The 24,343-nt window shown below is 70.3% G+C and carries 22 protein-coding genes; 20 read left to right on the top strand and 2 right to left on the bottom strand.

Going from position 1 to position 24,343, the window contains the following annotated elements; all coding sequences use genetic code 11:
• Positions 1-32 precede the first annotated feature (32 nt).
• The gene (efp, locus tag OG966_RS07110; protein ID WP_326648583.1) at positions 33-599 is read left to right on the top strand and encodes an elongation factor P; all 567 of its coding nucleotides are present in this window, start codon (positions 33-35) and stop codon (positions 597-599) included.
• Positions 600-601: 2 nt separating this feature from the next.
• Positions 602-1,030, top strand: coding sequence for a transcription antitermination factor NusB (nusB, locus tag OG966_RS07105; RefSeq protein WP_326648582.1), 429 nt, complete (start codon positions 602-604; stop codon positions 1,028-1,030).
• Between the two features lie 173 nt (positions 1,031-1,203).
• On the opposite strand, the gene bldD is transcribed toward nusB, so the two are convergent.
• Positions 1,204-1,704: a transcriptional regulator BldD gene (bldD, locus tag OG966_RS07100; RefSeq protein ID WP_326648581.1), complete on the bottom strand. Its 501-nt coding sequence runs from the start codon at positions 1,702-1,704 to the stop codon at positions 1,204-1,206.
• A gap of 233 nt (positions 1,705-1,937) precedes the next feature.
• Between bldD and pyrR the strand changes: the two genes are divergently transcribed.
• From pyrR to OG966_RS07030, 14 genes are all read left to right on the top strand, one after another.
• Positions 1,938-2,516 (top strand): bifunctional pyr operon transcriptional regulator/uracil phosphoribosyltransferase PyrR, encoded by a 579-nt coding sequence (gene pyrR, locus OG966_RS07095; protein ID WP_326648580.1) that lies wholly within the window; start codon positions 1,938-1,940, stop codon positions 2,514-2,516.
• Positions 2,517-2,660: 144 nt separating this feature from the next.
• Positions 2,661-3,647 carry an aspartate carbamoyltransferase catalytic subunit gene (locus OG966_RS07090; RefSeq protein WP_326648579.1) on the top strand — a complete coding sequence of 329 codons (987 nt, stop codon included), beginning with the start codon at positions 2,661-2,663 and terminating at the stop codon, positions 3,645-3,647.
• Between the two features lie 2 nt (positions 3,648-3,649).
• Positions 3,650-4,936, top strand: a complete 1,287-nt coding sequence (locus tag OG966_RS07085; RefSeq protein WP_326648578.1) for a dihydroorotase — start codon at positions 3,650-3,652, stop codon at positions 4,934-4,936.
• Positions 4,933-5,496, top strand: coding sequence for a PH-like domain-containing protein (locus OG966_RS07080; RefSeq protein ID WP_326648577.1), 564 nt, complete (start codon positions 4,933-4,935; stop codon positions 5,494-5,496). The genes OG966_RS07085 and OG966_RS07080 overlap by 4 nt, the downstream gene beginning before the upstream one ends.
• The gene (carA, locus tag OG966_RS07075; RefSeq protein WP_326648576.1) at positions 5,493-6,644 is read left to right on the top strand and encodes a glutamine-hydrolyzing carbamoyl-phosphate synthase small subunit; all 1,152 of its coding nucleotides are present in this window, start codon (positions 5,493-5,495) and stop codon (positions 6,642-6,644) included. The genes OG966_RS07080 and carA overlap by 4 nt, the downstream gene beginning before the upstream one ends.
• Positions 6,637-9,945 (top strand): carbamoyl-phosphate synthase large subunit, encoded by a 3,309-nt coding sequence (gene carB / locus OG966_RS07070; protein ID WP_326648574.1) that lies wholly within the window; start codon positions 6,637-6,639, stop codon positions 9,943-9,945. Before carA ends, carB begins: the two co-directional genes overlap by 8 nt.
• Before the next feature lie 114 nt (positions 9,946-10,059).
• Positions 10,060-11,169, top strand: a complete 1,110-nt coding sequence (locus tag OG966_RS07065; RefSeq protein ID WP_326648573.1) for a quinone-dependent dihydroorotate dehydrogenase — start codon at positions 10,060-10,062, stop codon at positions 11,167-11,169.
• Entirely contained in the window at positions 11,166-12,014 is an 849-nt protein-coding gene (gene pyrF, locus OG966_RS07060) for an orotidine-5'-phosphate decarboxylase (RefSeq protein ID WP_326648571.1), read from the top strand. Before OG966_RS07065 ends, pyrF begins: the two co-directional genes overlap by 4 nt.
• A 352-nt stretch (positions 12,015-12,366) precedes the next feature.
• Positions 12,367-12,690 carry an integration host factor gene (locus tag OG966_RS07055; RefSeq protein ID WP_005319887.1) on the top strand — a complete coding sequence of 108 codons (324 nt, stop codon included), beginning with the start codon at positions 12,367-12,369 and terminating at the stop codon, positions 12,688-12,690.
• Between the two features lie 38 nt (positions 12,691-12,728).
• A complete protein-coding gene (gene gmk / locus OG966_RS07050) occupies positions 12,729-13,301 on the top strand; it encodes a guanylate kinase (RefSeq protein WP_326648570.1) in 573 nt (190 codons plus the stop codon).
• 88 nt (positions 13,302-13,389) lie between these two features.
• Positions 13,390-13,662, top strand: coding sequence for a DNA-directed RNA polymerase subunit omega (gene rpoZ, locus OG966_RS07045; protein WP_005319902.1), 273 nt, complete (start codon positions 13,390-13,392; stop codon positions 13,660-13,662).
• Between the two features lie 131 nt (positions 13,663-13,793).
• The gene (gene coaBC, locus OG966_RS07040) at positions 13,794-14,996 is read left to right on the top strand and encodes a bifunctional phosphopantothenoylcysteine decarboxylase/phosphopantothenate--cysteine ligase CoaBC (protein WP_326655110.1); all 1,203 of its coding nucleotides are present in this window, start codon (positions 13,794-13,796) and stop codon (positions 14,994-14,996) included.
• Between the two features lie 242 nt (positions 14,997-15,238).
• Entirely contained in the window at positions 15,239-16,447 is a 1,209-nt protein-coding gene (gene metK, locus OG966_RS07035) for a methionine adenosyltransferase (RefSeq protein WP_326648569.1), read from the top strand.
• 136 nt (positions 16,448-16,583) lie between these two features.
• Positions 16,584-18,728, top strand: coding sequence for a primosomal protein N' (locus OG966_RS07030; protein ID WP_326648568.1), 2,145 nt, complete (start codon positions 16,584-16,586; stop codon positions 18,726-18,728).
• A 111-nt stretch (positions 18,729-18,839) separates the two neighbouring features.
• Here OG966_RS07030 and OG966_RS07025 read toward each other — a convergent pair whose 3' ends face one another.
• Positions 18,840-19,376, bottom strand: a complete 537-nt coding sequence (locus OG966_RS07025) for a hypothetical protein (RefSeq protein ID WP_326648566.1) — start codon at positions 19,374-19,376, stop codon at positions 18,840-18,842.
• A gap of 248 nt (positions 19,377-19,624) precedes the next feature.
• Between OG966_RS07025 and fmt the strand changes: the two genes are divergently transcribed.
• From fmt to rpe, 4 genes are all read left to right on the top strand, one after another.
• Positions 19,625-20,569: a methionyl-tRNA formyltransferase gene (gene fmt, locus OG966_RS07020; protein ID WP_326648564.1), complete on the top strand. Its 945-nt coding sequence runs from the start codon at positions 19,625-19,627 to the stop codon at positions 20,567-20,569.
• Positions 20,570-20,625: 56 nt separating this feature from the next.
• Complete coding sequence (locus OG966_RS07015) at positions 20,626-22,059, top strand: RsmB/NOP family class I SAM-dependent RNA methyltransferase (protein ID WP_326648562.1); 1,434 nt, start codon at positions 20,626-20,628, stop codon at positions 22,057-22,059.
• Between the two features lie 355 nt (positions 22,060-22,414).
• Complete coding sequence (locus tag OG966_RS07010; RefSeq protein ID WP_326648561.1) at positions 22,415-23,146, top strand: DUF4230 domain-containing protein; 732 nt, start codon at positions 22,415-22,417, stop codon at positions 23,144-23,146.
• 486 nt (positions 23,147-23,632) lie between these two features.
• Entirely contained in the window at positions 23,633-24,319 is a 687-nt protein-coding gene (rpe, locus tag OG966_RS07005; RefSeq protein WP_326648560.1) for a ribulose-phosphate 3-epimerase, read from the top strand.
• The last annotated feature ends 24 nt before the right edge of the window (positions 24,320-24,343 follow it).

Genomic DNA, 24,343 nt, shown 5'->3' with positions numbered 1-24,343 from the left:
CCACCAGCGTCAGTCCAGGAGATTCCGCAACCGTGGCTTCCACGAACGACCTCAAGAACGGCATGGTGCTCAAGCTCGACGGAGGCCAGCTCTGGTCCGTCGTCGAGTTCCAGCACGTCAAGCCCGGCAAGGGCCCTGCTTTCGTGCGCACCAAGCTCAAGAACGTGCTCTCCGGCAAGGTCGTCGACAAGACGTTCAACGCCGGCGTGAAGGTCGAGACGGCCACCGTCGACCGCCGCGACATGCAGTTCTCGTACATGGACGGCGAGTACTTCGTCTTCATGGACATGCAGACGTATGACCAGCTGATGGTCGACCGCAAGTCTGTCGGTGACGCCGCCAACTACCTGATCGAGGGCTTCACGGCCAGCGTCGCCACGCACGAGGGCGAGGTGCTCTACGTCGAGCTGCCGGCCGCCGTCGAGCTGGTCATCCAGCACACGGAGCCGGGCGTCCAGGGCGACCGCTCCACGGGCGGCTCCAAGCCGGCCACGCTGGAGACCGGTTTTGAGATCGGCGTCCCGCTCTTCATCACCACCGGTGAGAAGATCAAGGTCGACACCCGCTCCGGTGAGTACCTCGGCCGGGTGAACAGCTAACCGTGGCTGCCCGGAACAAGGCCCGTAAGCGCGCCTTCCAGATCCTCTTCGAGGCCGACCAGCGCGGTGCCTCCGTGCAGACGGTCCTCGCGGACTGGATGCGGCACGCGCGGACCGATGATCGGCAGCCGCCGGTCGGCGAATACACGATGGAGCTGGTCGAGGGGTACGCGGAGTACGCGGACCGGATCGACGACCTCATCGCCACCTACGCGGTCGGCTGGACGCTCGACCGGATGCCGGTCGTCGACCGGAACATCATCCGGCTCGGGGCGTACGAGCTGGTGTGGGTGGACGAGACCCCGGACGCGGTGGTGATCGACGAGGCGGTGCAACTCGCCAAGGAGTTCTCCACCGAAGAGTCCCCGTCGTTCGTGAACGGCCTGCTGGGCCGCTTCAAGGACCTCAAGCCGAGTCTGCGCCGCGACTAGGGCGCAACCGCCTTCACCGGGCCCGTGGCCGAAGACCATGAGTCTTCGGCCACGGGCCCGGTGCAGTTTCGCCGCGGTGGCTGATGCCGGGCGATGACGCCCAAAACGCACCGGAGGGCGAACCCGGAACAACCGGGTTCGCCCTCCGAGGTGACGTTTCTCCTGAAGTGGCGTCAGCCCTCTTCATGCCCGACCGCGCGCCGCGCGTCCGCGTCGAGCACGCCCCAGCTGATGAGCTGCTCGGTCAGGACCGACGGCGACTGGTCGTAGATGACCGCGAGGGTGCGCAGGTCGTCCTGGCGGATCGACAGCACCTTGCCGTTGTAGTCGCCGCGCTGGGACTGGATCGTGGCGGCGTACCTCTGGAGAGGGCCGGCCTTCTCCTGCGGGACATGGGCCAGGCGCTCCAGGTCCAGGACGAGCTTCGGCGGAGGCTCGGCGGCCCCGCCCGGCGTGGTGCCAGGAAGAAGTTCCTGCACAGGGACGCCGTAGAAGTCCGCCAGCTCGGCGAGGCGCTGCACGGTCACGGCACGGTCGCCACGCTCGTACGAGCCGACCACGACGGCCTTCCAGCGGCCCTGGGACTTCTCCTCCACGCCGTGGAGGGAAAGCCCCTGCTGGGTGCGGATGGCGCGGAGCTTGGCCCCGAGCTGTTTTGCGTATTCGCTGGACATATAGCTCCCCGGACACTGTGTCGACGTGCGGCTCCGCCGCGCGGCTGGTCACTCACTGTGAGGTTACGCAGCGTTACTTGGACTCGTCAAGCCGAATGGTCCGCGCCGGGTTCCGCCCGGGGCGGGACGAGGGGCGGGAGCCGGGGCCGCGCAAGGCCCTGGTAACGTGTATGGCGTAATTCCGACGTCCTTTAAGATCCGTCCCGTGAGGCGGAGAAGGAGGTCCGTTTCATATGGACACGCACGACAGTTCCGGTGTGGCACGCCCCGTCCTCGAGGCTCCCGACATCGCGCGGGTACTGACCCGCATCGCCCACGAGATCGTCGAACGCGCGAAAGGCGCCGACGACGTGGTGCTTCTCGGTATTCCGACCCGCGGTGTGTTCCTCGCCCGCCGGCTGGCCGACAAGCTCGAAGAGATCACTGGCCGAAAGATTCCGGTCGGCTCCCTCGACATCACCATGTACCGCGACGACCTGCGTATGCGGCCCGCCCGCACGCTGGCGCGCACCGAGATCCCCGGTGACGGCGTCGACGACCGGCTGGTCGTCCTCGTCGACGACGTGCTCTTTTCCGGCCGCACCATCCGCGCCGCGCTCGACGCGCTGGGCGATATCGGCCGGCCGCGCGCCGTGCAGCTCGCTGTCCTGGTCGACCGCGGCCACCGCGAACTCCCCATCCGTGCCGACTACGTCGGCAAGAACCTCCCCACGTCGCTGCGGGAGACGGTCAAGGTTCAGCTCGCCGAGGAGGACGGTCGCGACACCGTGCTGCTCGGTGTGCACGAGACCGCCCCGGCCGGCGAGCAGTAGCACCGCTCCGTACGCCCCTGTGAACCCTCGTACGGACGTGCCACCCGCGCGCCCGCATGCCGCTGTGCTGTCCGGGGCCGCATCCCCTGGCGGCTCCGCCCCGGCCCCCGGACCCACGACCTCCAGACAACGGAGCACACCCAGATGAAGCGTCACCTCATCTCGGCCGCCGACCTCACCCGCGACGACGCCGTTCTCATCCTCGACACCGCCGAGGAGATGGCCCGGGTCGCGGACCGGCCGATCAAGAAGCTGCCGACCCTGCGCGGCCGTACCGTCGTCAACCTCTTCTTCGAGGACTCGACCCGGACCCGGATCTCCTTCGAGGCCGCTGCCAAGCGGCTCTCCGCCGACGTGATCAACTTCTCCGCCAAGGGGTCATCGGTCTCCAAAGGGGAGTCCCTCAAGGACACCGCGCTGACGCTGGAGGCGATGGGCGCGGACGCCGTCGTCATCCGGCACGGCGCCTCCGGAGCCCCCTACCGGCTCGCCACCTCCGGCTGGATCGACGGCGCGGTCGTCAACGCCGGCGACGGCACCCACGAACACCCCACCCAGGCGCTGCTCGACGCCTTCACCATGCGCCGCCGCCTGGTCGGCCCGGATGCCGGGATAGGGCGTGACCTCGCAGGGCGCCGCATCACGATCGTCGGCGACGTGCTGCACAGCCGGGTGGCCCGCTCCAACGTCCTGCTGCTGGGCACCCTCGGCGCCCAGGTCACCCTGGTCGCCCCGCCCACCCTGGTGCCGATCGGCGTCGAGAACTGGCCGTGCGAGGTCTCGTACGACCTGGACGAGGTGCTGCCGAAGTCCGACGCCGTGATGATGCTCCGGGTGCAGCGCGAGCGGATGAACGCCGCTTTCTTCCCGACCGAGCGCGAGTACTCGCGCCGCTACGGCCTGGACGGCGACCGCATGGCGCGGATGCCCGAACACGCCATCGTGATGCACCCCGGACCGATGAACCGCGGCATGGAGATCACCGCCCAGGTCGCCGACTCCGACCGCTGTACAGCCGTCGAGCAGGTCGCCAATGGCGTCTCGACCCGCATGGCCGTCCTGTATCTGCTGCTGGGCGGCAACGAGCCCGCCGTCAGCCCCACCCACGCGCGCACCGAGGAGAGCAAGTAACCATGAGCAAGATTCTTATCCGTGGCGCGAAGGTCCTGGGCGGCGAGGCACGGGACGTCCTGATCGACGGCGAGACCATCGCGCAGGTCGGCACCGGGCTGAGCGCGGACGACGCGACCGTCGTCGAGGCCGAGGGGCAGATCCTGCTGCCGGGCCTCGTCGACCTGCACACCCACCTGCGTGAGCCGGGCCGTGAGGACTCCGAGACCGTGCTCACCGGCACCAAGGCGGCCGCTGTCGGCGGTTTCACCGCCGTGCACGCCATGGCCAACACCTTCCCGGTGGCCGACACCGCCGGCGTCGTCGAGCAGGTGTACCGCCTCGGCAAGGAGTCCGGCTACTGCGACGTGCAGCCCATCGGCGCCGTCACCGTCGGCCTCGAGGGCAAGAAACTCGCCGAACTCGGCGCGATGCACGACTCCGCGGCCGGTGTGAAGGTCTTCTCCGACGACGGCAAGTGCGTCGACGACGCGGTGATCATGCGCCGCGCGCTGGAGTACGTGAAGGCCTTCGACGGCGTCGTGGCCCAGCACGCCCAGGAGCCCCGCCTCACCGAGGGCGCCCAGATGAACGAGGGCATCGTCTCCGCCGAGCTCGGCCTCGGCGGCTGGCCGGCCGTCGCCGAGGAATCGATCATCGCCCGCGATGTCCTTCTCGCCGCCCACGTCGGTTCCCGGGTGCACATCTGCCACCTCTCCACGGCCGGCTCCGTCGAGATCGTCCGCTGGGCCAAGTCCAAGGGCTGGAACGTCACCGCCGAGGTGACCCCGCACCACCTGCTGCTCACGGATGAGCTCGTACGCTCGTACAACCCCGTCTACAAGGTGAACCCGCCGCTGCGCACCGAGGCCGATGTCCTGGCCCTGCGTGAGGCTCTCGCCGACGGCACCATCGACTGCGTCGCCACCGACCACGCCCCGCACCCGCACGAGGACAAGGACTGCGAGTGGGCCGCGGCCGCCATGGGCATGGTGGGCCTGGAGACCGCGCTCTCCGTCGTCCAGCAGACGATGGTCGACACCGGCCTCATCGACTGGGCCGGCGTCGCGGACCGGATGTCCTTCCGGCCCGCTCAGATCGGCCGCCTGGAGGGCCACGGAAGGCCGGTCTCGGCAGGTGAGCCCGCAAACCTCACGCTCGTCGATCCGGCATACCGTGGAGTGGTGGACCCCGCGGGCTTCGCGTCCCGCAGCCGCAACACCCCCTACGAGGGGCGTGAGCTGCCTGGACGCGTCACCCACACCTTCCTGAGGGGTCGGGCAACGGTCGTCGACGGGAATCTCGCGTGACATCTCTCATCCAGTACGCCGCCGAGCAGAAGTCGGCGGAAGTCACCGACTGGGCCGCCCGCGCAGGCTGGGTCGTCGGCCTGCTGCTCTTCATCGCCTTCGTCTACTGGCTGATGCGCCAGGGATGGAAGTGGCGCGGCAGCCTCCAGTCCGATCTGCCCGAGCTGCCCACCGCGCCCGAGTCGCCGGGCGAGGCGACAGCGACCATGAGCGGCCGCTACCACGGCTCCACGACCGCCGGACAGTGGCTCGACCGGATCGTGGCCCACGGCCTGGGCACCCGCAGCCGCGTGGAACTCACGCTCACCGACGCGGGCCTCGACGTCGTACGCCCCGGCGCGCCCTGCTTCTTCATCCCGGCAGCGCAGCTGCGCGAGGCCCGGCTCGACAAGGGCATCGCGGGCAAGGTCCTCACCGAGGGCGGACTCCTCGTCGTCACCTGGTCGCACGGAGACAAGCTGATCGACTCCGGGTTCCGTGCCGACCGCTCGGCCGAGCACACCGACTGGGTCGAATCCATCAACAGCATGATCAACACGACGGAAGGCACCGCACGATGACGACCTCCAATCCGGGGCACGCCTCGAAGAGGCCAGGGGTGTCTCCCGCCGTACTCGTCCTGGAGGACGGCCGCACGTTCCGCGGCCGCGCCTACGGGGCCGCGGGGGAGACCTTCGGCGAGGCGGTGTTCAACACCGGCATGACCGGCTACCAGGAGACCCTCACCGACCCGTCGTACCACCGCCAGGTCGTCGTGATGACCGCCCCGCACGTCGGGAACACCGGCGTCAACGACGAGGACGACGAGTCCCGGCGGATCTGGGTCGCGGGCTATGTCGTACGCGACCCCGCGCGCGTGCCCTCCAACTGGCGCTCCCGGCGCTCCCTGGGCGACGAGCTCGTCGCCCAGGGCGTGGTCGGCATCAGCGGCATCGACACCCGCGCGCTCACCCGCCATCTGCGCGAGCGCGGCGCGATGCGCGTCGGCATCTTCTCGGGAGACTCTCTCGCCGACGAGGCCACACTGCTGGCCCGGGTGCAGGAAGCCCCTGGGATGAAGGGCGCGAATCTCTCCGCCGAGGTCGCGACGGACCGGACGTACGTCGTCCCGGCGATCGGCACCAAGAAGTTCACCGTCGCCGCCATAGACCTCGGCATCAAGGGCATGACCCCGCACCGCATGGCCGAGCGCGGCATCGAGGTGCACGTCCTGCCCGCCACCGCCACGGTCGAGGAGGTGTACGCGGTCAACCCCGACGGCGTGTTCCTCTCCAACGGCCCCGGCGACCCGGCCACCGCCGATCTGACTGTCGTCAAGGGCGTACTCGAGCGCAGGACGCCGCTCTTCGGCATCTGCTTCGGCAACCAGTTGCTCGGCCGTTCGCTCGGCTTCGGCACGTACAAGCTGAAGTACGGCCACCGCGGCATCAACCAGCCCGTGCAGGACCGCTCCACCGGCAAGGTCGAGGTCACCGCGCACAACCACGGATTCGCCGTCGACGCTCCGCTCGACACGGTCTCCGACACCCCCTACGGCCGCGCCGAGGTCTCCCACGTCTGCCTCAACGACAACGTGGTCGAGGGCCTGCGGCTGCTCGACCAGCCGGCCTTCAGCGTCCAGTACCACCCCGAGGCGGCCGCCGGCCCGCACGACGCCGCGTACCTCTTCGACCGCTTCGTATCCCTGATGGAGGGCCAGCGTGCCTAAGCGCTCCGATATCCAGTCCGTCCTGGTCATCGGCTCCGGCCCGATCGTCATCGGCCAGGCCGCCGAGTTCGACTACTCCGGCACCCAGGCCTGCCGCGTCCTCAAGTCCGAGGGCCTGCGGGTCATCCTGGTGAACTCCAACCCGGCGACGATCATGACCGACCCGGAGATCGCCGACGCCACCTACGTCGAGCCGATCACCCCCGAGTTCGTCGAGAAGATCATCGCCAAGGAGCGCCCCGACGCGCTGCTGCCGACCCTCGGCGGCCAGACCGCGCTCAACACCGCGATCTCCATGCACGAGCAGGGTGTGCTGGAGAAGTACGGCGTCGAGCTGATCGGCGCCAATGTCGAGGCCATCAACAAGGGCGAGGACCGCGACCTGTTCAAGGGCGTGGTCGAGGCCGTCAACGCCAAGATCGGCCACGGCGAGTCTGCCCGCTCCGTCATCTGCCACTCCATGGACGACGTGATCAAGGGCGTCGATGAGCTCGGCGGCTACCCCGTCGTCGTCCGCCCGTCCTTCACCATGGGCGGCGCGGGCTCCGGCTTCGCCCACAACGAGGACGAGCTGCGCCGGATCGCCGGACAGGGCCTCACGCTCTCCCCGACCACCGAGGTGCTCCTGGAGGAGTCCATCCTCGGCTGGAAGGAGTACGAGCTGGAGCTGATGCGCGACAAGCACGACAACGTCGTGGTCGTCTGCTCCATCGAGAACTTCGACCCGATGGGCGTGCACACCGGCGACTCCATCACCGTCGCCCCCTCGATGACGCTCACCGACCGCGAGTACCAGCGGCTGCGCGACATCGGTATCGCGATCATCCGCGAGGTCGGCGTCGACACCGGCGGCTGCAACATCCAGTTCGCCGTCAATCCCGACGACGGCCGGATCATCGTCATCGAGATGAACCCGCGCGTCTCGCGCTCCTCCGCTCTCGCGTCGAAGGCCACGGGCTTCCCGATCGCCAAGATTGCCGCCCGGCTCGCCGTCGGCTACACCCTCGACGAGATCCCCAACGACATCACGGAGAAGACCCCGGCGTCCTTCGAGCCCACGCTCGACTACGTCGTGGTCAAGGTGCCGCGCTTCGCCTTCGAGAAGTTCCCCTCCGCCGACGCCACCCTCACCACCACCATGAAGTCGGTGGGCGAGGCCATGGCGATCGGCCGGAACTTCACCGAGGCGCTCAACAAGGCGCTGCGTTCGCTGGAGAAGAAGGGCTCGCAGTTCTCCTTCACCGGTGAGCCCGGCGACAAGGCGCAGCTGCTGCTCACCGCCAAGGTCCCCACCGACGGCCGGATCAACACCGTCATGCAGGCCATCCGCGCGGGCGCCACGCCCGAGGAGGTCTTCGAGACGACGAAGATCGACCCGTGGTTCGTCGACCAGCTCTTCCTGATCAAGGAGCACGCGGACGACCTCGCCGCCGCCGAGAAGCTCGACCCCGAGCTGCTCGCCGACGCCAAGCGCCACGGCTTCTCCGATGCCCAGATCGCGGAGATCCGCGGCCTGCGCGAGGACGTCGTACGCGAGGTCCGGCACGCGCTCGGCATCCGCCCGGTCTACAAGACGGTCGACACCTGCGCCGCCGAATTCGCCGCCAACACGCCGTACTTCTATTCCTCGTACGACGAGGAGAGTGAGGTCGCGCCGCGCGAGAAGCCCGCCGTGATCATCCTCGGCTCGGGGCCGAACCGTATCGGCCAGGGCATCGAGTTCGACTACTCCTGTGTCCACGCCTCCTTCGCGCTGAGCGACGCCGGCTACGAGACCGTGATGGTCAACTGCAACCCCGAGACCGTCTCCACCGACTACGACACCTCCGACCGGCTCTACTTCGAGCCGCTCACCCTGGAGGACGTCCTGGAGATCGTGCACGCGGAGTCCCAGGCCGGGCCGATCGCGGGCGTCATCGTCCAGCTCGGCGGCCAGACCCCGCTGGGTCTCGCGCAGGCGCTCAAGGACAACGGCGTGCCGATCGTGGGCACCTCGCCCGAGGCCATCCACTCCGCCGAGGACCGCGGCGCCTTCGGCCAGGTACTCGCCGAGGCCGGCCTCCCGGCCCCCAAGCACGGCACCGCGACCACCTTCGCCGGCGCCAAGGCCATCGCCGACGAGATCGGCTACCCCGTCCTCGTACGCCCGTCGTACGTGCTGGGCGGGCGCGGCATGGAGATCGTGTACGAAGAGGCGCGTCTCGAGTCGTACATCGCCGAGTCCACCGAGATCAGCCCCACCCGTCCCGTCCTGGTCGACCGCTTCCTCGACGACGCGATCGAGATCGACGTCGACGCGCTCTACGACGGCACCGAGCTCTACCTCGGCGGCGTGATGGAGCACATCGAGGAGGCCGGGATCCACTCCGGCGACTCGGCGTGCGCACTGCCCCCGATCACGCTGGGCGGCTTCGACATCAAGCGGCTGAGGGCCTCGACCGAGGCCATCGCCAAGGGCGTCGGCGTCCGCGGACTCATCAACATCCAGTTCGCGATGGCGGGCGACATCCTGTACGTACTCGAGGCCAACCCGCGTGCCTCGCGCACGGTCCCCTTCACCTCCAAGGCGACCGCGGTGCCGCTGGCCAAGGCCGCCGCCCGCATCTCGCTCGGCGCGACCATCGCCGAACTGCGCGCGGAAGGCATGCTGCCCGCGAACGGCGACGGCGGCACGCTCCCGATGGACGCGCCGATCTCCGTCAAGGAGGCCGTGATGCCGTGGTCGCGCTTCCGCGACATCCACGGCCGCGGCGTCGACACCGTCCTCGGCCCGGAGATGCGTTCCACCGGCGAGGTCATGGGCATCGACTCGGTCTTCGGCACGGCGTATGCCAAGTCGCAGGCCGGCGCCTACGGACCGTTGCCCACAAAGGGCCGCGCCTTCATCTCCGTCGCCAACCGCGACAAGCGCTCGATGATCTTCCCGGCACGTGAGCTGGTTGCCCACGGCTTCGAGCTGCTCGCCACGTCCGGCACTGCCGAGGTGCTCAAGCGCAACGGCATCAACGCCACCGTCGTGCGCAAGCAGAGCGAGGGGGAGGGCCCGAACGGCGAGCGGACCATCGTCCAGCTGATCCACGACGGCGAAGTCGACCTCATCGTCAACACCCCGTACGGCACCGGCGGCCGCCTCGACGGCTACGACATCCGTACGGCGGCCGTGGCGCGCTCCGTACCGTGCCTGACGACCGTCCAGGCGCTCGCCGCCGCCGTCCAGGGCATCGACGCGCTCAACCACGGAGGTGTGGGCGTCCGTTCGCTCCAGGAACACGCGGAACACCTGAACGCGGCCCGCGACTAGCAGTCCCCGCGGACCGGTAGCGGGCCGGCAATCGGGGAGGGGACACCGGGAACGGTGTCCCCTCTCGGGGGTCTGGGGTGTCCCCCCCAGAAAACAGAGCGTGAGGACGCCTTCATGTACAAGCTCTTCTTCAACCTGGTCTTCAAGCGAATGGATCCGGAGGAGGCCCACCACCTGGCCTTCCGCTGGATCCGCCTCGCGGTCCGCATCCCTGTGCTGCGGACGTTCGTCGCGGCGGCATTCGCGCCCCGCTACAAGGAGCTGCGCACCGAGGCGCTGGGCCTGCGGATGCACGGTCCCTTCGGCCTCGCCGCCGGCTTCGACAAGAACGCCGTCGCCATCGACGGCATGTCGATGCTCGGCTTCGACCACATCGAGATCGGCACGGTCACCGCGCAGCCGCAGCCCGGCAATCCCAAGAAGCGGCTCTTCCGGCTCGTACCGGACCGTGCGCTGATCAACCGCATGGGCTTCAACAACGAGGGTTCCGCCGCCGTGGCAGAGCGCCTGGGCGCCCGCAGGGCGGTCTTCGCGACCACGGTCGGCGTCAACATCGGCAAGACCAAGGTCGTGCCGGAGGCGGAGGCCGTGGGCGACTACGTGACCTCCACCGAGCGACTCGCGCGCCACGCCGACTACCTGGTCGTCAACGTCTCGTCGCCGAACACGCCGGGACTGCGCAACCTCCAGGCGACCGAGTCGCTGCGCCCGCTGCTCACCGCCGTACGCGAGGCCGCCGACCGGAGTGTGCCGGACCGTCGCGTCCCGCTCCTCGTCAAGATCGCGCCGGATCTCGCGGACGAGGATGTGGACGCGGTCGCGGACCTGGCCCTCGAGCTCGGCCTCGACGGCATCATCGCCACCAACACGACGATCGCGCGGGACGGCCTGGGCCTCAAGTCCGACCCCGAGCTGGTCAAGGAGGCCGGAGGCCTGTCCGGCGCGCCTGTGAAGGACCGCTCCCTGGAGGTCCTGCGGCGGCTGTACGCGCGCGTGGGCGACCGGATCACGCTCGTGGGCGTCGGGGGCATCGAAAACGCCGAGGACGCGTGGCAGCGGATCCTGGCGGGCGCCACGCTGGTCCAGGGCTACAGCGCGTTCATCTACGAGGGGCCCTTCTACGCCCGCGCCATCCACAAGGGCCTGGCGGCGCGGCTCGCGGCCGGCCCGTACGACACGCTCGCCGATGCTGTCGGCGCCGAGACCCGAAAGGCCACCGCATGACCCCCCGGACCACGTCGCCCTTCGGCGCACGCCTGCGCCACGCCATGGACACCCGAGGACCGCTCTGCGTCGGCATCGACCCGCACGGGTCCCTGCTGACCGCGTGGGGCCTGAACGACGACATCGCCGGCCTCGAGCGCTTCACGCGCACCGTCGTGGAGGCGCTGGCCGACCGGGTCGCCGTGCTCAAGCCGCAGTCGGCGTTCTTCGAGCGTTTCGGCTCGCGCGGGATCGCCGTGCTGGAGAAGGCGGTCGAGGAGGCGCGTGCTGCGGGTGCGCTGGTCCTGATGGACGCCAAGCGCGGAGACATCGGCTCGACGATGGGCGCCTACGCGGCGACCTACCTCGACAAGGACTCGCCGCTCTTCTCGGACGCCGTGACCGTCTCCCCGTATCTCGGCTTCGGCTCGCTGCGCCCGGCGCTGGACGCGGCGGCTGTCTCCGGTGCGGGCGTCTTCGTGCTGGCCCTCACCTCGAACCCGGAGGGCGCGGAGGTCCAGCGCTCGACGACCGCGGACGGCCGCTCCCTGGCCCAGCTCATGCTCGACCACATGGCGGCCGAGAACGCGGGCGCCGAGCCGCTCGGCTCGGTCGGCGCGGTGGTCGGAGCGACGCTGGGAGACGCCGGTGTGAATCTCGACATCAACGGCCCGCTGCTCGCCCCCGGCATCGGCGCCCAGGGCGCGACGCCCGCGGATCTTCCCGGCGTTTTCGGCGCGGCGGTGGGCAATGTCGTCCCGAGCGTGAGCCGCGGTGTGCTGCGCCACGGCCCGGACGTGGCGGCCCTGCGCGAGTCGGCGACGCGCTTCGCGGACGAGGTGCGGTCGGCGGTCGCCGGCGCTTGAGGCCGGGACATCGCGGGTCCGGGTCCTGTTCGGGCACAGGCGCGACCACGGGCGCGGTCCCAGGTGGGGCCGCAGGTCATGCCCGGGCACCAACGGAAAGCTCCGCAGCCGGCCCAATGACAGAATCTCGGCCGAAAAGTCGGTCGTTATGTCGGAAATGTCCTAGTCGGTCGATGCTGACCAGGACTTTTCGTCTGTTCTCGCTGACTGGAGCGGCCCTGGCCGCTAGTCTCCGTCGAAGAGCAAACGTGCAGCGCAGGTGCACTGCGTCGCTCGTTGCTCGCCTGGTGTGGGGCGATTAGGTTCCTCACCGGTCCGTATCCGACAGTTCGACATCCGAGGTGACGTAGGCGTGGCTCTTCCGCCCCTTACCCCTGAACAGCGCGCAGCCGCGCTCGAAAAGGCCGCCGCGGCTCGCCGGGAGCGGGCCGAGGTCAAGAATCGACTCAAGCACTCCGGCGCCTCGCTCCATGAGGTCATCAAGCAGGGCCAGGAGAACGACGTCATCGGCAAGATGAAGGTCTCCGCTCTTCTTGAGTCCCTGCCTGGCGTGGGCAAAGTCCGCGCCAAGCAGATCATGGAACGGCTCGGCATCTCCGAGAGCCGCCGTGTGCGTGGTCTCGGCTCCAACCAGATCGCGTCTCTTGAGCGCGAGTTCGGCGGCGGTGCCGCCTGACGTTCTCGGGCACTCCCGGGAACCTGGATAATCGCTGCATGGCAGCAGAGGTACATCCGCGGCTGACCGTGCTCTCCGGCCCCTCCGGGGTCGGCAAGAGCACGGTCGTCGCCCATATGCGCAAGGTCCACCCCGAGGTATGGCTCTCGGTGTCGGCCACCACAAGAAAGCCGCGCCCCGGCGAGCGTCACGGCGTTCAGTACTTCTTCGTCACCGACGAGGAGTTCGACAAGCTGATCGCCAATGGCGAGCTGCTGGAATGGGCCGAGTTCGCAGGTCATCGCTACGGCACACCGCGCCGTGCGGTCCTCGAGCGGATCGAGGCGGGCGAACCCGTGCTGCTGGAGATCGATCTCCAGGGCGCGCGGCAGGTCAAGGAGTCCATGCCGGAATCGCAGCTGGTCTTCCTGGCCCCGCCGAGCTGGGATGAGCTGGTCCGGCGGCTCACCGGCCGCGGCACCGAGTCTCCCGAGGTCATCGAGCGTCGGCTGGCGGCCGCGAAGGTCGAGCTGGCCGCCGAGTCGGAGTTCGATATCACCCTGGTCAATACCTCCGTCGAGGACGTGGCGCGTGAGCTGCTAGCCTTGATGCAGCTGTCTTCCGGGAGCTGACCATCAGCGGCTGACGCCGTGGGCCCCCGGACTCCTTCAGTGTTTGATCTTTGTCCGAACATTTTGCACGTTCTTCGGAAGGCTTAGCGTGTCCTCTTCCATCACTGCGCCCGAGGGCATCATCAACCCGCCGATCGACGAGCTGCTCGAGGCCACTGACTCGAAGTACAGCCTCGTGATCTACGCGGCCAAGCGCGCGCGTCAGATCAACGCGTACTACTCGCAGCTCGGTGAGGGTCTGCTCGAGTACGTCGGTCCGCTGGTGGACACCCACGTCCACGAGAAGCCGCTCTCGATCGCCCTGCGTGAGATCAACGCGGGTCTGCTGACCTCGGAGGCCATTGAGGGCCCGGCTCAGTAGGCATTATCTGTTCCTTCACGACAGGCCCGGCAGGGGGCACCTCCCAGCGCTAGCGAGGGGGAGCGTCCGCCGGGCCTGTCGTGTGTCATGGGGAGGTACGCATCCGAATGCGGGGAGACGCAGCAGTGTCAGTGGACAAGCCGAAGGTCGTTCTGGGGGTCAGCGGAGGCATCGCCGCGTACAAGGCGTGCGAGCTGCTGCGGAAGCTGACCGAGTCGGGTCACGACGTACGGGTGGTGCCGACCGCTTCGGCGCTGCACTTCGTCGGCGCGGCAACCTGGTCTGCGCTCTCCGGCAACCCCGTCTCGACCGAGGTCTGGTCCGACGTCCACGAGGTTCCGCATGTACGGATCGGACAGCACGCCGATCTGGTCGTCGTCGCGCCCGCGACCGCCGACATGCTCGCGAAGGCGGCGCACGGCCTCGCCGACGACCTGCTCACCAATACGCTCCTGACCGCGCGGTGCCCGGTGGTCTTCGCGCCCGCGATGCACACCGAGATGTGGGAGCACCCGGCCACCCAGGAGAACGTGGCGACGCTGCGCCGCCGCGGAGCCGTCGTGATCGAGCCGGCCGTGGGGCGGCTCACCGGAGTGGACACCGGCAAGGGCCGGCTCCCGGATCCCGGTGAGATCTTCGATGTATGCCGCCGGGTGCTCGCCCGCGGTGTCGCCGCCCCGGATCTCGCCGGCCGGCATGTGGTCGTCAGCGCGGGCGGGACACGCGAGCCGCTCGACCCGGTCCGCTACCTGGGGAACCGCTCCTCCGGCAAGCAGGGGTACGCGCTGGCGCGCACCGCGGTGGCCCGCGGCGCCAGGGTCACGCTCATCGAGGCGAACACCGGAATGCCGGACCCCGCGGGTGTCGACGTGGTCCACGTCGGTACGGCGGTCCAGTTGCGCGAGGCCGTGCTCAAGGCGGCGGCGGACGCCGACGCCGTGGTGATGGCAGCGGCTGTCGCGGACTTCCGCCCCTCGGCCTACACCGAAGGCAAGATCAAGAAGAAGGACGGCCAGGAGCCCGCGCCCATCGCACTGGTCCGCAATCCGGACATCCTCGCCGAGATCTCCGTCGAGCGGGCCCGCCCCGCTCAGGTGATCGTCGGCTTCGCGGCGGAAACCGACGACGTCCTCGCCAACGGCCGCGACAAGCTTCGCCGCAAGGGCTGCGACCTGCTTGTGGTCAATGAGGTGGGGGAGCGCAAGACCTTCGGCTCCGAGGAGAACGAGGCCGTGGTGCTCGCCGCGGACGGCGATGAGACGCCGGTGCCTCACGGACCCAAGGAGGCTCTCGCGGACACGCTGTGGGACCTCGTTGTCCCACGACTCGGATGAATTCTTGAAATCGCCTCGGCGGATGTACGAAACCCCATGAAATGCGGCACAACGTTCGCGGATTGGGGCCGATCGGCCTACATATTCATGTCACCTCACAGGTGACAGGGCTCCCACGGAGCGAGACGGGTGGTCCAGCGGGGGAGGGCGACCGATAAACTGCTCGTGGAACGTCGCGGGGCGCAGCCCCCGGCCGGTCCAAAAATGATCAGCCAGCAGCCGCTGCAACCCCAGGGAGCGATGTGTCCCGCCGTCTCTTCACCTCGGAGTCCGTGACCGAGGGTCACCCCGACAAGATCGCTGACCAGATCAGCGACACCATTCTCGACGCCCTTCTGCGGGAGGACCCGGCCTCCCGGGTCGCCGTGGAGACCTTGATCACCACCGGTCTGGTGCATGTGGCCGGCGAGGTGACCACCAAGGCGTACGCCGACATCCCCACGCTCGTGCGGAACAAGATCCTCGAGATCGGTTACGACTCCTCGAAGAAGGGCTTCGACGGCGCGTCCTGCGGCGTCTCGGTCTCCATCGGCGCGCAGTCGCCGGACATCGCGCAGGGCGTCGACACCGCGTACGAGAAGCGCGTCGAGGGCGACGAGGACGAGCTCGACAAGCAGGGCGCCGGCGACCAGGGCCTGATGTTCGGCTACGCCTGCGACGAGACGCCCGCGCTGATGCCGCTGCCGATTCACCTGGCGCACCGGCTCTCCCGCCGCCTCTCCGAGGTCCGCAAGAACGGGACCATCCCCTACCTGCGCCCCGACGGCAAGACCCAGGTCACCATCGAGTACGACGGCGACAAGGCCGTGCGCCTGGACACCGTGGTCGTCTCCTCGCAGCACGCGTCCGACATCGACCTGGACTCGCTGCTCGCTCCCGACATCCGCGAGTTCGTCGTCGAGCATGTGCTGAAGGAGCTCATCGAGGACGGCATCAAGCTGGACACCGACGGCTACCGGCTGCTGGTCAACCCGACCGGCCGGTTCGAGATCGGTGGCCCGATGGGTGACGCCGGTCTCACCGGCCGGAAGATCATCATTGACACGTACGGCGGCATGGCACGCCACGGTGGCGGCGCGTTCTCCGGCAAGGACCCGTCCAAGGTGGACCGCAGCGCCGCGTACGCGATGCGCTGGGTCGCCAAGAACGTGGTGGCCGCCGGTCTCGCCGCGCGCTGCGAGGTCCAGGTCGCGTACGCCATCGGCAAGGCCGAGCCGGTCGGACTCTTCGTGGAGACCTTCGGCACGGCCACGCTCGAGGTCGACAAGATCGAGCAGGCCATCACCGAGGTCTTCGACCTCCGCCCGGCCGCGATCATCCGCGACCTGGACCTGCTGCGCCCGATCTACGCCCAGACCGCGGCGTACGGCCACTTCGGCCGCGAGCTGGCGGACTTCACGTGGGAGCGCACCGACCGCGTCGACGCGCTGCGCACGGCTGCGGGGCTGTAAGTCTTCGTAAGCCACAACGCCCTGCGACGGCCCCGGACCGCTACGGTCCGGGGCCGTCGTTCGTACGTCCGGGCCGTCGTTCGTACCGAGGTTCCGGCGGTCGGGACTGTCAGTGGCGTCTGGTAGGAATTTGGCTGTGAGCAGCGACAACAAGCAGCCCGAAGAGCCCGCCGACGGTGGGCCGGAGCAGCTTGCGCTCATCCGGGAGACCGTGCGCAAGGCCAAGGTGCCCAAGGCCAAGCCGCGGACCTGGCGTGGGGCCGCGCTTGCCAAGGAGTTGCCCGTGGCGCGGGTCATGGTCAACAAAGGCGTGCTCCATCTCGACCAGTACTTCGACTACGCCGTGCCCGAGGAGCTGGACGCGGACGCGCAGCCCGGAGTGCGGGTGCGCGTCCGGTTCGGGGCCGGGGCGCATCGGGTGCGGGAAGGGCGGCGTGAGGGCGGCGGGCTGATCGACGGGTTCCTCATCGAGCGGCGCGCGGAATCCGACTACGTGGGAGCGCTCGCGGCGCTCGCCTATGTGGTCTCGCCCGAGCCGGTGCTCAGCCCGGAGATGCTCGCTCTCGCCCGTGCGGTCGCCGATCGGTACGCCGGGAGCCTGGCGGATGTGCTGCAGCTCGCCGTCCCGCCCAGGAACGGACGGGCCGAGGCGAAGCCCTCGCCGGAGCCGCTGTCGCCGCCGGCCGCGCCGGAGGCCGCCACCTGGGGGCGGTACGGGCGTGGGGTGGCGTTTCTGGAGGCACTCGCGAGTGGTGGCGCGCCGCGGGCCGTGTGGACCGCGCTGCCCGGGCCGCAGTGGTCGGACGAGCTGGCGCGGTCCGTCGCGGCGACACTCGCCTCCGGGCGGGGTGCGCTGGTGGTGGTGCCCGACGGGAGGCGCGCGGCGCGGGTCGATGCCGCGCTGACCGCGCTGCTGGGGGAGGGGCGGCATGCGGTGCTGACCGCCGAGTCCGGGCCCGAGAAGCGGTACCGGCAGTGGCTCGCTGTGCGCCGGGGGTCGGTGCGGGCCGTCGTCGGCACCCGGGCCGCGATGTTCGCTCCCGTGCAAGATCTCGGACTCGTCGCGATCTGGGACGACGGCGACTCGAGCCACAGCGATGAGAACGCACCCTTCCCGCATGTGCGCGAGGTGCTCGAGCTGCGCGCCACACACGACTCGTGCGGCTTTCTGCTGGGGAGCACGGGCTGCACGGTGGAGGCAGCCCAGCTGGTGGCGAGCGGGTGGGCCCTGCCGCTGATCGCCGACCGGGAACAGGTGCGCAGTGCCGCGCCCTTGGTGCGTACCGTCGGGGACGGTGAGCTGGCGCGGGATGAGGCGGCGCGGGCCGCGCGGCTGCCCAGTCTGGCCTGGCGGACCGTGCGGGACGGGCTGAAGAGCGGACCGGTGCTGGTGCAGGTGCCGAGGCGGGGCTATGTGCCGAGGCTGGCGTGCGAGCGATGCCGGACGCCCGCCCGGTGCCGGCACTGCTCAGGGCCGCTGGAAGCGCCGGGCGCGGGCGATCTGACGTGCGGCTGGTGCGGGCGCGGTGCGCCGGACTGGCACTGTGTCGCCTGCGGGAGTACGAAGCTGCGTGCCCAGATCGTCGGCGCACGGCGCACGGCGGAGGAGCTCGGGCGGGCCTTTCCCGCCGTCCAGGTGCGTACATCAGGACGGGACCATGTGCTGGACACCGTGCCGGGGCGCCCGGCGCTGGTGGTGAGCACGCCCGGCGCCGAGCCCGTCGCGGACGGCGGATACGCGGCGGCGCTGCTCCTCGACGGCTGGGCGATGCTCGGGCGGCCGGACCTGCGGGCGGGCGAGGATGCGCTGCGGCGCTGGATGGACGCCGCCTCGCTGGTGCGAGGGCAGGGCGAGGGCGGCACTGTGGTGATCGTCGCCGAGCCGACACTTCGGCCCGTGCAGGCGCTGGTGCGCTGGGACCCGGTGGGACACGCGCAGCGCGAGCTCGCCGAGCGTGCCGAGCTGGGATTCCCGCCGGTGTCGCGGATGGCCGCGGTGACCGGCAAGGCGGAGGCGATCGCCGCCTTCGTCGCGACGGCCGCACTGCCGGGCGACGCCGAGGTGCTGGGCCCGGTCCCGGTGCCGGCCGCCGACCCGGGCAGGCCCCGCAGGCCGGGCGACCCCCCGGTGGGTGAGGTGTGGGAACGGGTGTTGCTGAGGGTTCCGCCGGGCAGTGGTGCGGCGCTCGCCGCCGCACTGAAGACCGCCCAGGCGGCCAGGATGGCGCGCGGCGGCGGCGAGCCGGTACGGATCAGAATCGACCCGCCGGACATCGGTTGAGGCTGACGGCGTGAAGCCCCATGCAGCAGGAAGACCCCCGCAGTGGGGCCTGCCCCCGTACAGGAAGCGGCTGCCCCGCCCCGATAAGGACGGGGCAGCCGGGCGGGAAGGTCAGCCGTTGCGTGGGCCGGGGAAGGCGCTCGGGCGGGCCTCCTCGCGGAGGGATTGGCTGCTGCCCGTCGGCTGCGGCGGCATCGCACGGGCGGCGGGCACGGCCGGCAGTCCCGGGACCGTCAGGGTGCGGGTCGTGGCCGTCTCCGCACCGTGGTCCACATCGGCGGGACCCGCCTGCTGCGACGCGGCCCGCCGCGCGCCGTAACGGCGGTGCACCGCCTGTTTGGTGACCCCGAGCGCCGAGCCCACCGCGTCCCACGAGAAGCCCAGCGAACGGTCGAAGTCCACCGCGGCAGTCACCAGAGTCTCGACGCTGTCCCGCAGCTCCTGCGCAAGACGGACGGTCGGGGCCGGGGCTCTGCCGTAGACGACAAAGCCCGTGGACGGGCCGGAGCGGCGCGGGCGGTAGACATTGCCCAGCTGGGCGGTGAGCGTGCGCAGAGCGTCCACCTGCCGGCGGACCCGCTCGATGTCCCGCACCAAGAGATGCAGGCTTGCCCGGGCTTGGGCGTCGTGGGTTGCGTGGTCGGCCATTGACAAGCCTCTCGAACCGGCGTTGAAAAGGGGTCGGGCGCATCCTGGCGTCCCGTTTCGGTCAATCTCTCTTGACCAACGCTCAACCCGGCGATGTGGTCACGGGGCAGGGGCGTATGTGCGTATGCGCGGGGCGCACAGTCCTCCGTACGCCCCCTGCTGCCCCGCCCCATAGACTGGTGTGCTGCTCGTGACCGCATGTACACCAGCTACCTGCACGTACCAGCCTGAGAGGCAGTCAGCCACCGATGAAGCTCGTCTTCGCAGGCACCCCCGAGGTCGCCGTACCCGCCCTGGACGCATTGATCGCCTCCGACCGGCACGAAGTGGCGGCCGTTGTCACCAGGCCGGACGCTCCCGCCGGGCGCGGGCGCCGTCTGGTCGCCAGCCCGGTCGCCCAGCGGGCCGAGGAGGCTGGGATCGAGGTGCTCAAGCCGGTCAAGCCGCAGGACGAGGAGTTCCTGGCGCGGCTGCGCGAGATCGCGCCCGACTGCTGCCCGGTCGTCGCCTACGGTGCGCTGCTGCCGAAGGTGGCGCTGGACGTGCCGGCCCGCGGCTGGGTCAATCTGCACTTCTCGCTGCTGCCCGCCTGGCGCGGCGCCGCACCCGTCCAGCACGCCGTCATCGCCGGTGACGAGGTGACCGGCGCCTCGACCTTCCTGATCGAGGAAGGGCTGGACTCGGGCCCGGTGTACGGGGTGATCACCGAGCAGGTGCGGTCCACCGACACCAGTGGCGATCTGCTCACCCGGCTCGCCTTCGCCGGCGCCGGGCTGCTCGCCGCGACCATGGACGGTATCGAGGACGGCACGCTGCAGGCCGTGCCGCAGCCGGCCGACGGCATCTCGCTCGCGCCGAAGATCAACGTCGAGCACGCCCACGTGGACTGGAAGGATCCGGCGCTCCGCATCGACCGCCTCGTACGCGGCTGCACGCCCGCTCCCGGTGCCTGGACGGTCTTTCGCGGCGAGCGGCTCAAGCTGATCCAGGCGGCGCTGCTGCCGGACCGCACGGACCTCACGGCCGGCCGGCTCTCGGCGGGCAAGAACAATGTGTACGTCGGCACCGGATCGCACGCCGTCGAGCTGCTCTGGGTCCAGCCGCAGGGCAAGAAGCCGATGCGCGCCGCCGACTGGGCGCGCGGAGTGCGGATCGCCCCGGGCGAGCGGCTGGGAGCCGCGGACGTAGGCTGAGAGGGTTCGGCCCTCTCAGCTGGGAGGGGTTCGGCCCTTTCCATCGCGGAGCACCTTTGAACGAGCAGGCACATCGCCGTCCCCCGAAGCCGTACCGACGCCCCAAGAAGGATCCCGTGCGGATCCTCGCCTTCGAGGCGCTGCGTGCCGTCGACGAGCGGGACGCGTACGCGAATCTCGTTCTGCCGCCCCTGCTGAAGAAGGCCAGGGAGAAGGACGACTTCGACGGGCGGGACGCGGCGCTCGCCACCGAGCTGGTGTACGGGACGCTGCGCCGCCAGGGTACGTACGACGCGATCATCGCGACCTGTATCGACCGTCCGTTGCGCGAGGTCGACCCGCCGGTACTCGATGTGCTCGCGCTCGGTGCGCACCAGCTGCTCGGAACGCGGATCCCGTCGCATGCCGCGGTCTCGGCGAGTGTGGAGCTGGCCAGGGTGGTGCTCGGCGACGGGCGGGCGAGGTTCGTCAACGCCGTCCTGCGGAAGATCGCGCAGGACGACCTCGACACCTGGCTGGAGCGGGTCGCGCCGCCGTACGACAAGGACGCCGAGGACCATCTGGCCGTGGTGCACTCGCATCCGCGGTGGATCGTCTCCGCGCTGTGGGACTCGCTCGGCGGCGGGCGCGCCGGGATCGAGGACCTGCTGGAGGCCGACAACGAGCGGCCCGAGGTGACCCTCGTTGCCCGGCCCGGGCGTTCCACGACCGATGAACTGCTCGAGGCGCTCGGCGAGGAGTCGGGGCTGCCGGGACGCTGGTCGCCCTATGCCGTGCGGCTGGCCGAGGGTGGCGAGCCCGGTGCCATCGAGGCCGTACGGGAGGGGCGGGCCGGAGTCCAGGACGAGGGCAGCCAGCTCGTCGCGATCGCCCTGGCCAACGCTCCGCTGGAAGGCCGCGACGAGCGCTGGCTCGACGGCTGCGCCGGTCCCGGTGGCAAGGCGGCGCTGCTCGCCGCGCTGGCCGCGGGGCGGGGCGCGTCGCTGCTGGCTTCCGAGAAGCAGCCGCACCGGGCCCGGCTGGTGGAGCGGGCGCTGGCCGGCAACCCCGGCCCCTACCAGGTCATCGCCGCCGACGGCACCCGGCCGCCGTGGCTGCCCGGTTCGTTCGACCGCGTGCTGATGGACGTGCCGTGCACCGGACTCGGCGCACTGCGGCGCAGGCCCGAGGCCCGCTGGCGGCGGCGTCCCGAGGACCTGGAGAGCTTCGCTCCGCTCCAACGCGGCCTGTTGCGCGAGGCGTTGAGTGCCGTACGGGTCGGGGGCGTGGTCGGATACGCGACCTGCTCGCCGCATCTCGCCGAGACCCGGGTGGTCGTGGAGGACGTACTCAAGGGGCGCGGTGGCCCGGCCGTCGAGGCCGAGTGGCTGGACGCGAGGCCGCTGATGCCGGGCGTCGCGGGGACGGGCGACGGGCCGGACGTGCAGCTCTGGCCGCATCTGCACGGCACGGACGCGATGTACCTGGCGCTGCTGCGGCGTACGGCCTGAGGGGCACACGCTGCCGACTGCGGCGTCCCGGAATGAATGCGCGTCACCGCTCGGCATCGCTCGTGAGCACGGCCGGCGAACCATCTCCCGCATCGCCTGCAACATCGACATCAGCGGGCGACCCGACGGGGAAAGCGCGTCAGCGTTGTTGTGCGGCTTTTCTTCTGAGAGCCGTCGGCGGCCTCGGCGTCCGTCCCGGGGGAGACCGGTCCGCCGACGGGTCGGGCGCGCGGTGAGACAGCGGTGGACACCGCCGGACCGGTCCGGCGCCCGGTCGGGCGAGCGGACGCGGGAGGCGTTGCCCACGGCGCTTCCCGGCAGGACGGCACGGGCAACGTCCCCCGGGCGAAGCCGTATGTGCCGTCACGCCGGAGTGGTTGCCGGCGACGGGGGCACCCGAAGTCAGGTGAAGACTTCCACACCGCACACGGAGGAACAGCACCGGCAACCGGGCCCGGCGCCGAGGCGTTGGGTGAAGCCGGTTGTCGTGGTCGCCCTGCTGCTGGCGCTTCTCGCGCTCATCGGCCGGCTCAGCCCGTTCCCGGGTTTCGGTGATCTCTTCGGCGACGAGACCCGTGACAGGACGGGTCCCGCGCTGCTCAAGTCCATTCAGGACATGAGCCGTTACGAGGGCGCCGCCGGCGACTTCCAGGTGGTCGTCGACTTCGAGAAGGACGCGAAGTTCCTGCCCGACGCCATCCGTGGTACGCGGACCCTCTACGTGGCCGCCGGTTCGGTCGGCGCCTACGTCGAGCTGGGAAAGCTGGACGACGAGGACGTCCGGGTGAACTCCGACCGCACCGAGGCCGTGCTGCGTCTGCCGCACGCCCGCCTCGGCAGCCCCGCTCTGGACCCCGACCGCTCGTACGCGGTGTCCAAGGAGCGCGGACTGCTGGACCGTCTCGGCGACCTCTTCTCGGACAGTCCGGCCGACGAACGCGCCGTGCACCGACTGGCCGCCCAGCACATCGGTGACGCGGCGAAGCACAGCGAGCTCACCGCGCGGGCGGAGAAGAACACCACGAGCATGCTCGAGGGACTGCTGCGCTCGCTCGGCTTCGAGCGCGTCACCGTCGAATTCGGCTGATGCGTCGACAGGGCGTCGCGGTGAGTCCCTCGGCTGTCGCGGTGGCCGTCGCGCGGTCTGCTCAGGGACGGCAGGAGGACTGCGGCGGCACAGTGTGGGCCTACCGGCAGACCAACCGACCGGCAGACCAACCCCCGGCAGAGCTGGTGCCGGGCTGCCCGCACCGAGACCTACGTAGCCCTGGAAGGCCCACGGGGCGTGTGCGCCAGGACGCCGCCCGTGTCGAGATCCGCGCCGTCGCCCCTCCTGCTCCACGGGCCGAGGCCGCCGGGCGGCACCCGCATGCCCTGCGCCGCGACTGACGCCCGGAAGGCGGCGGCGTCCAGCCGGGCAGGAGTGCAGGAAGCCGGCGACGCCCCCAATTGCCCCGGGGTGCCGGGCGAATCGCCCAGATTGCGCGGACTGTGCTGATCCCGGGAGTCTCTGGTCCGTACCGGGAGGCCTACCGAGGAGGGGAAGAGGCCCGGAACATGGCAGGCTTGGCACATGGCCGTTCAGATCAGCCCCAGCATCCTCTCCGCCGACTTCTCCCGCCTGGCGGAGGAGGCCAAAGCCGTCGAGGGCGCCGACTGGCTCCATGTCGATGTCATGGACAACCACTTCGTGCCCAACCTCACCCTGGGCGTCCCGATCGTGGAATCCCTCAGCCGCGCGACGGACACCCCGCTGGACTGCCATCTGATGATCGAGGACCCCGATCGGTGGGCCCCGCAGTACGTCGAAGCGGGGGCCGGGTCCGTCACCTTTCATGTCGAGGCCGCCGCCGCTCCGGTACGGCTGGCGCGCGAGATCCGGGCCAAGGGCGCCCGCGCGTCGATGGCGCTCAAGCCCGCCACCCCCATCGAGCCGTACGAGGATCTGCTCCCCGAGCTCGACATGCTGCTGATCATGACCGTGGAGCCCGGCTTCGGCGGCCAGGCCTTCCTGGACATCATGCTGCCCAAGATCCGCCGCACCAGGGAGCTGATCTCCAAGCACGGCCTCGAGCTGTGGCTGCAGGTCGACGGCGGGGTCTCCGACGCGACGATCGAGCGCTGCGCCGAGGCCGGCGCGGACGTGTTCGTCGCCGGTTCGGCGGTGTACGGGGCGCAGGATCCGGCGCAGGCGGTGCGGGCGCTGCGCGGCAAGGCGCAGCAGACCCTCTCGTCGGCGCCCTGGGCTTGCAACCACTGAGCCACAAGCAAGTGAACTCGGCCC

The organism is Streptomyces sp. NBC_01750 (assembly GCF_035918095.1).
Lineage (GTDB): Bacteria > Actinomycetota > Actinomycetes > Streptomycetales > Streptomycetaceae > Streptomyces.
Note: the sequence above shows the minus strand (reverse complement) of the source record. Positions and strands in the feature narration are given on the sequence as shown.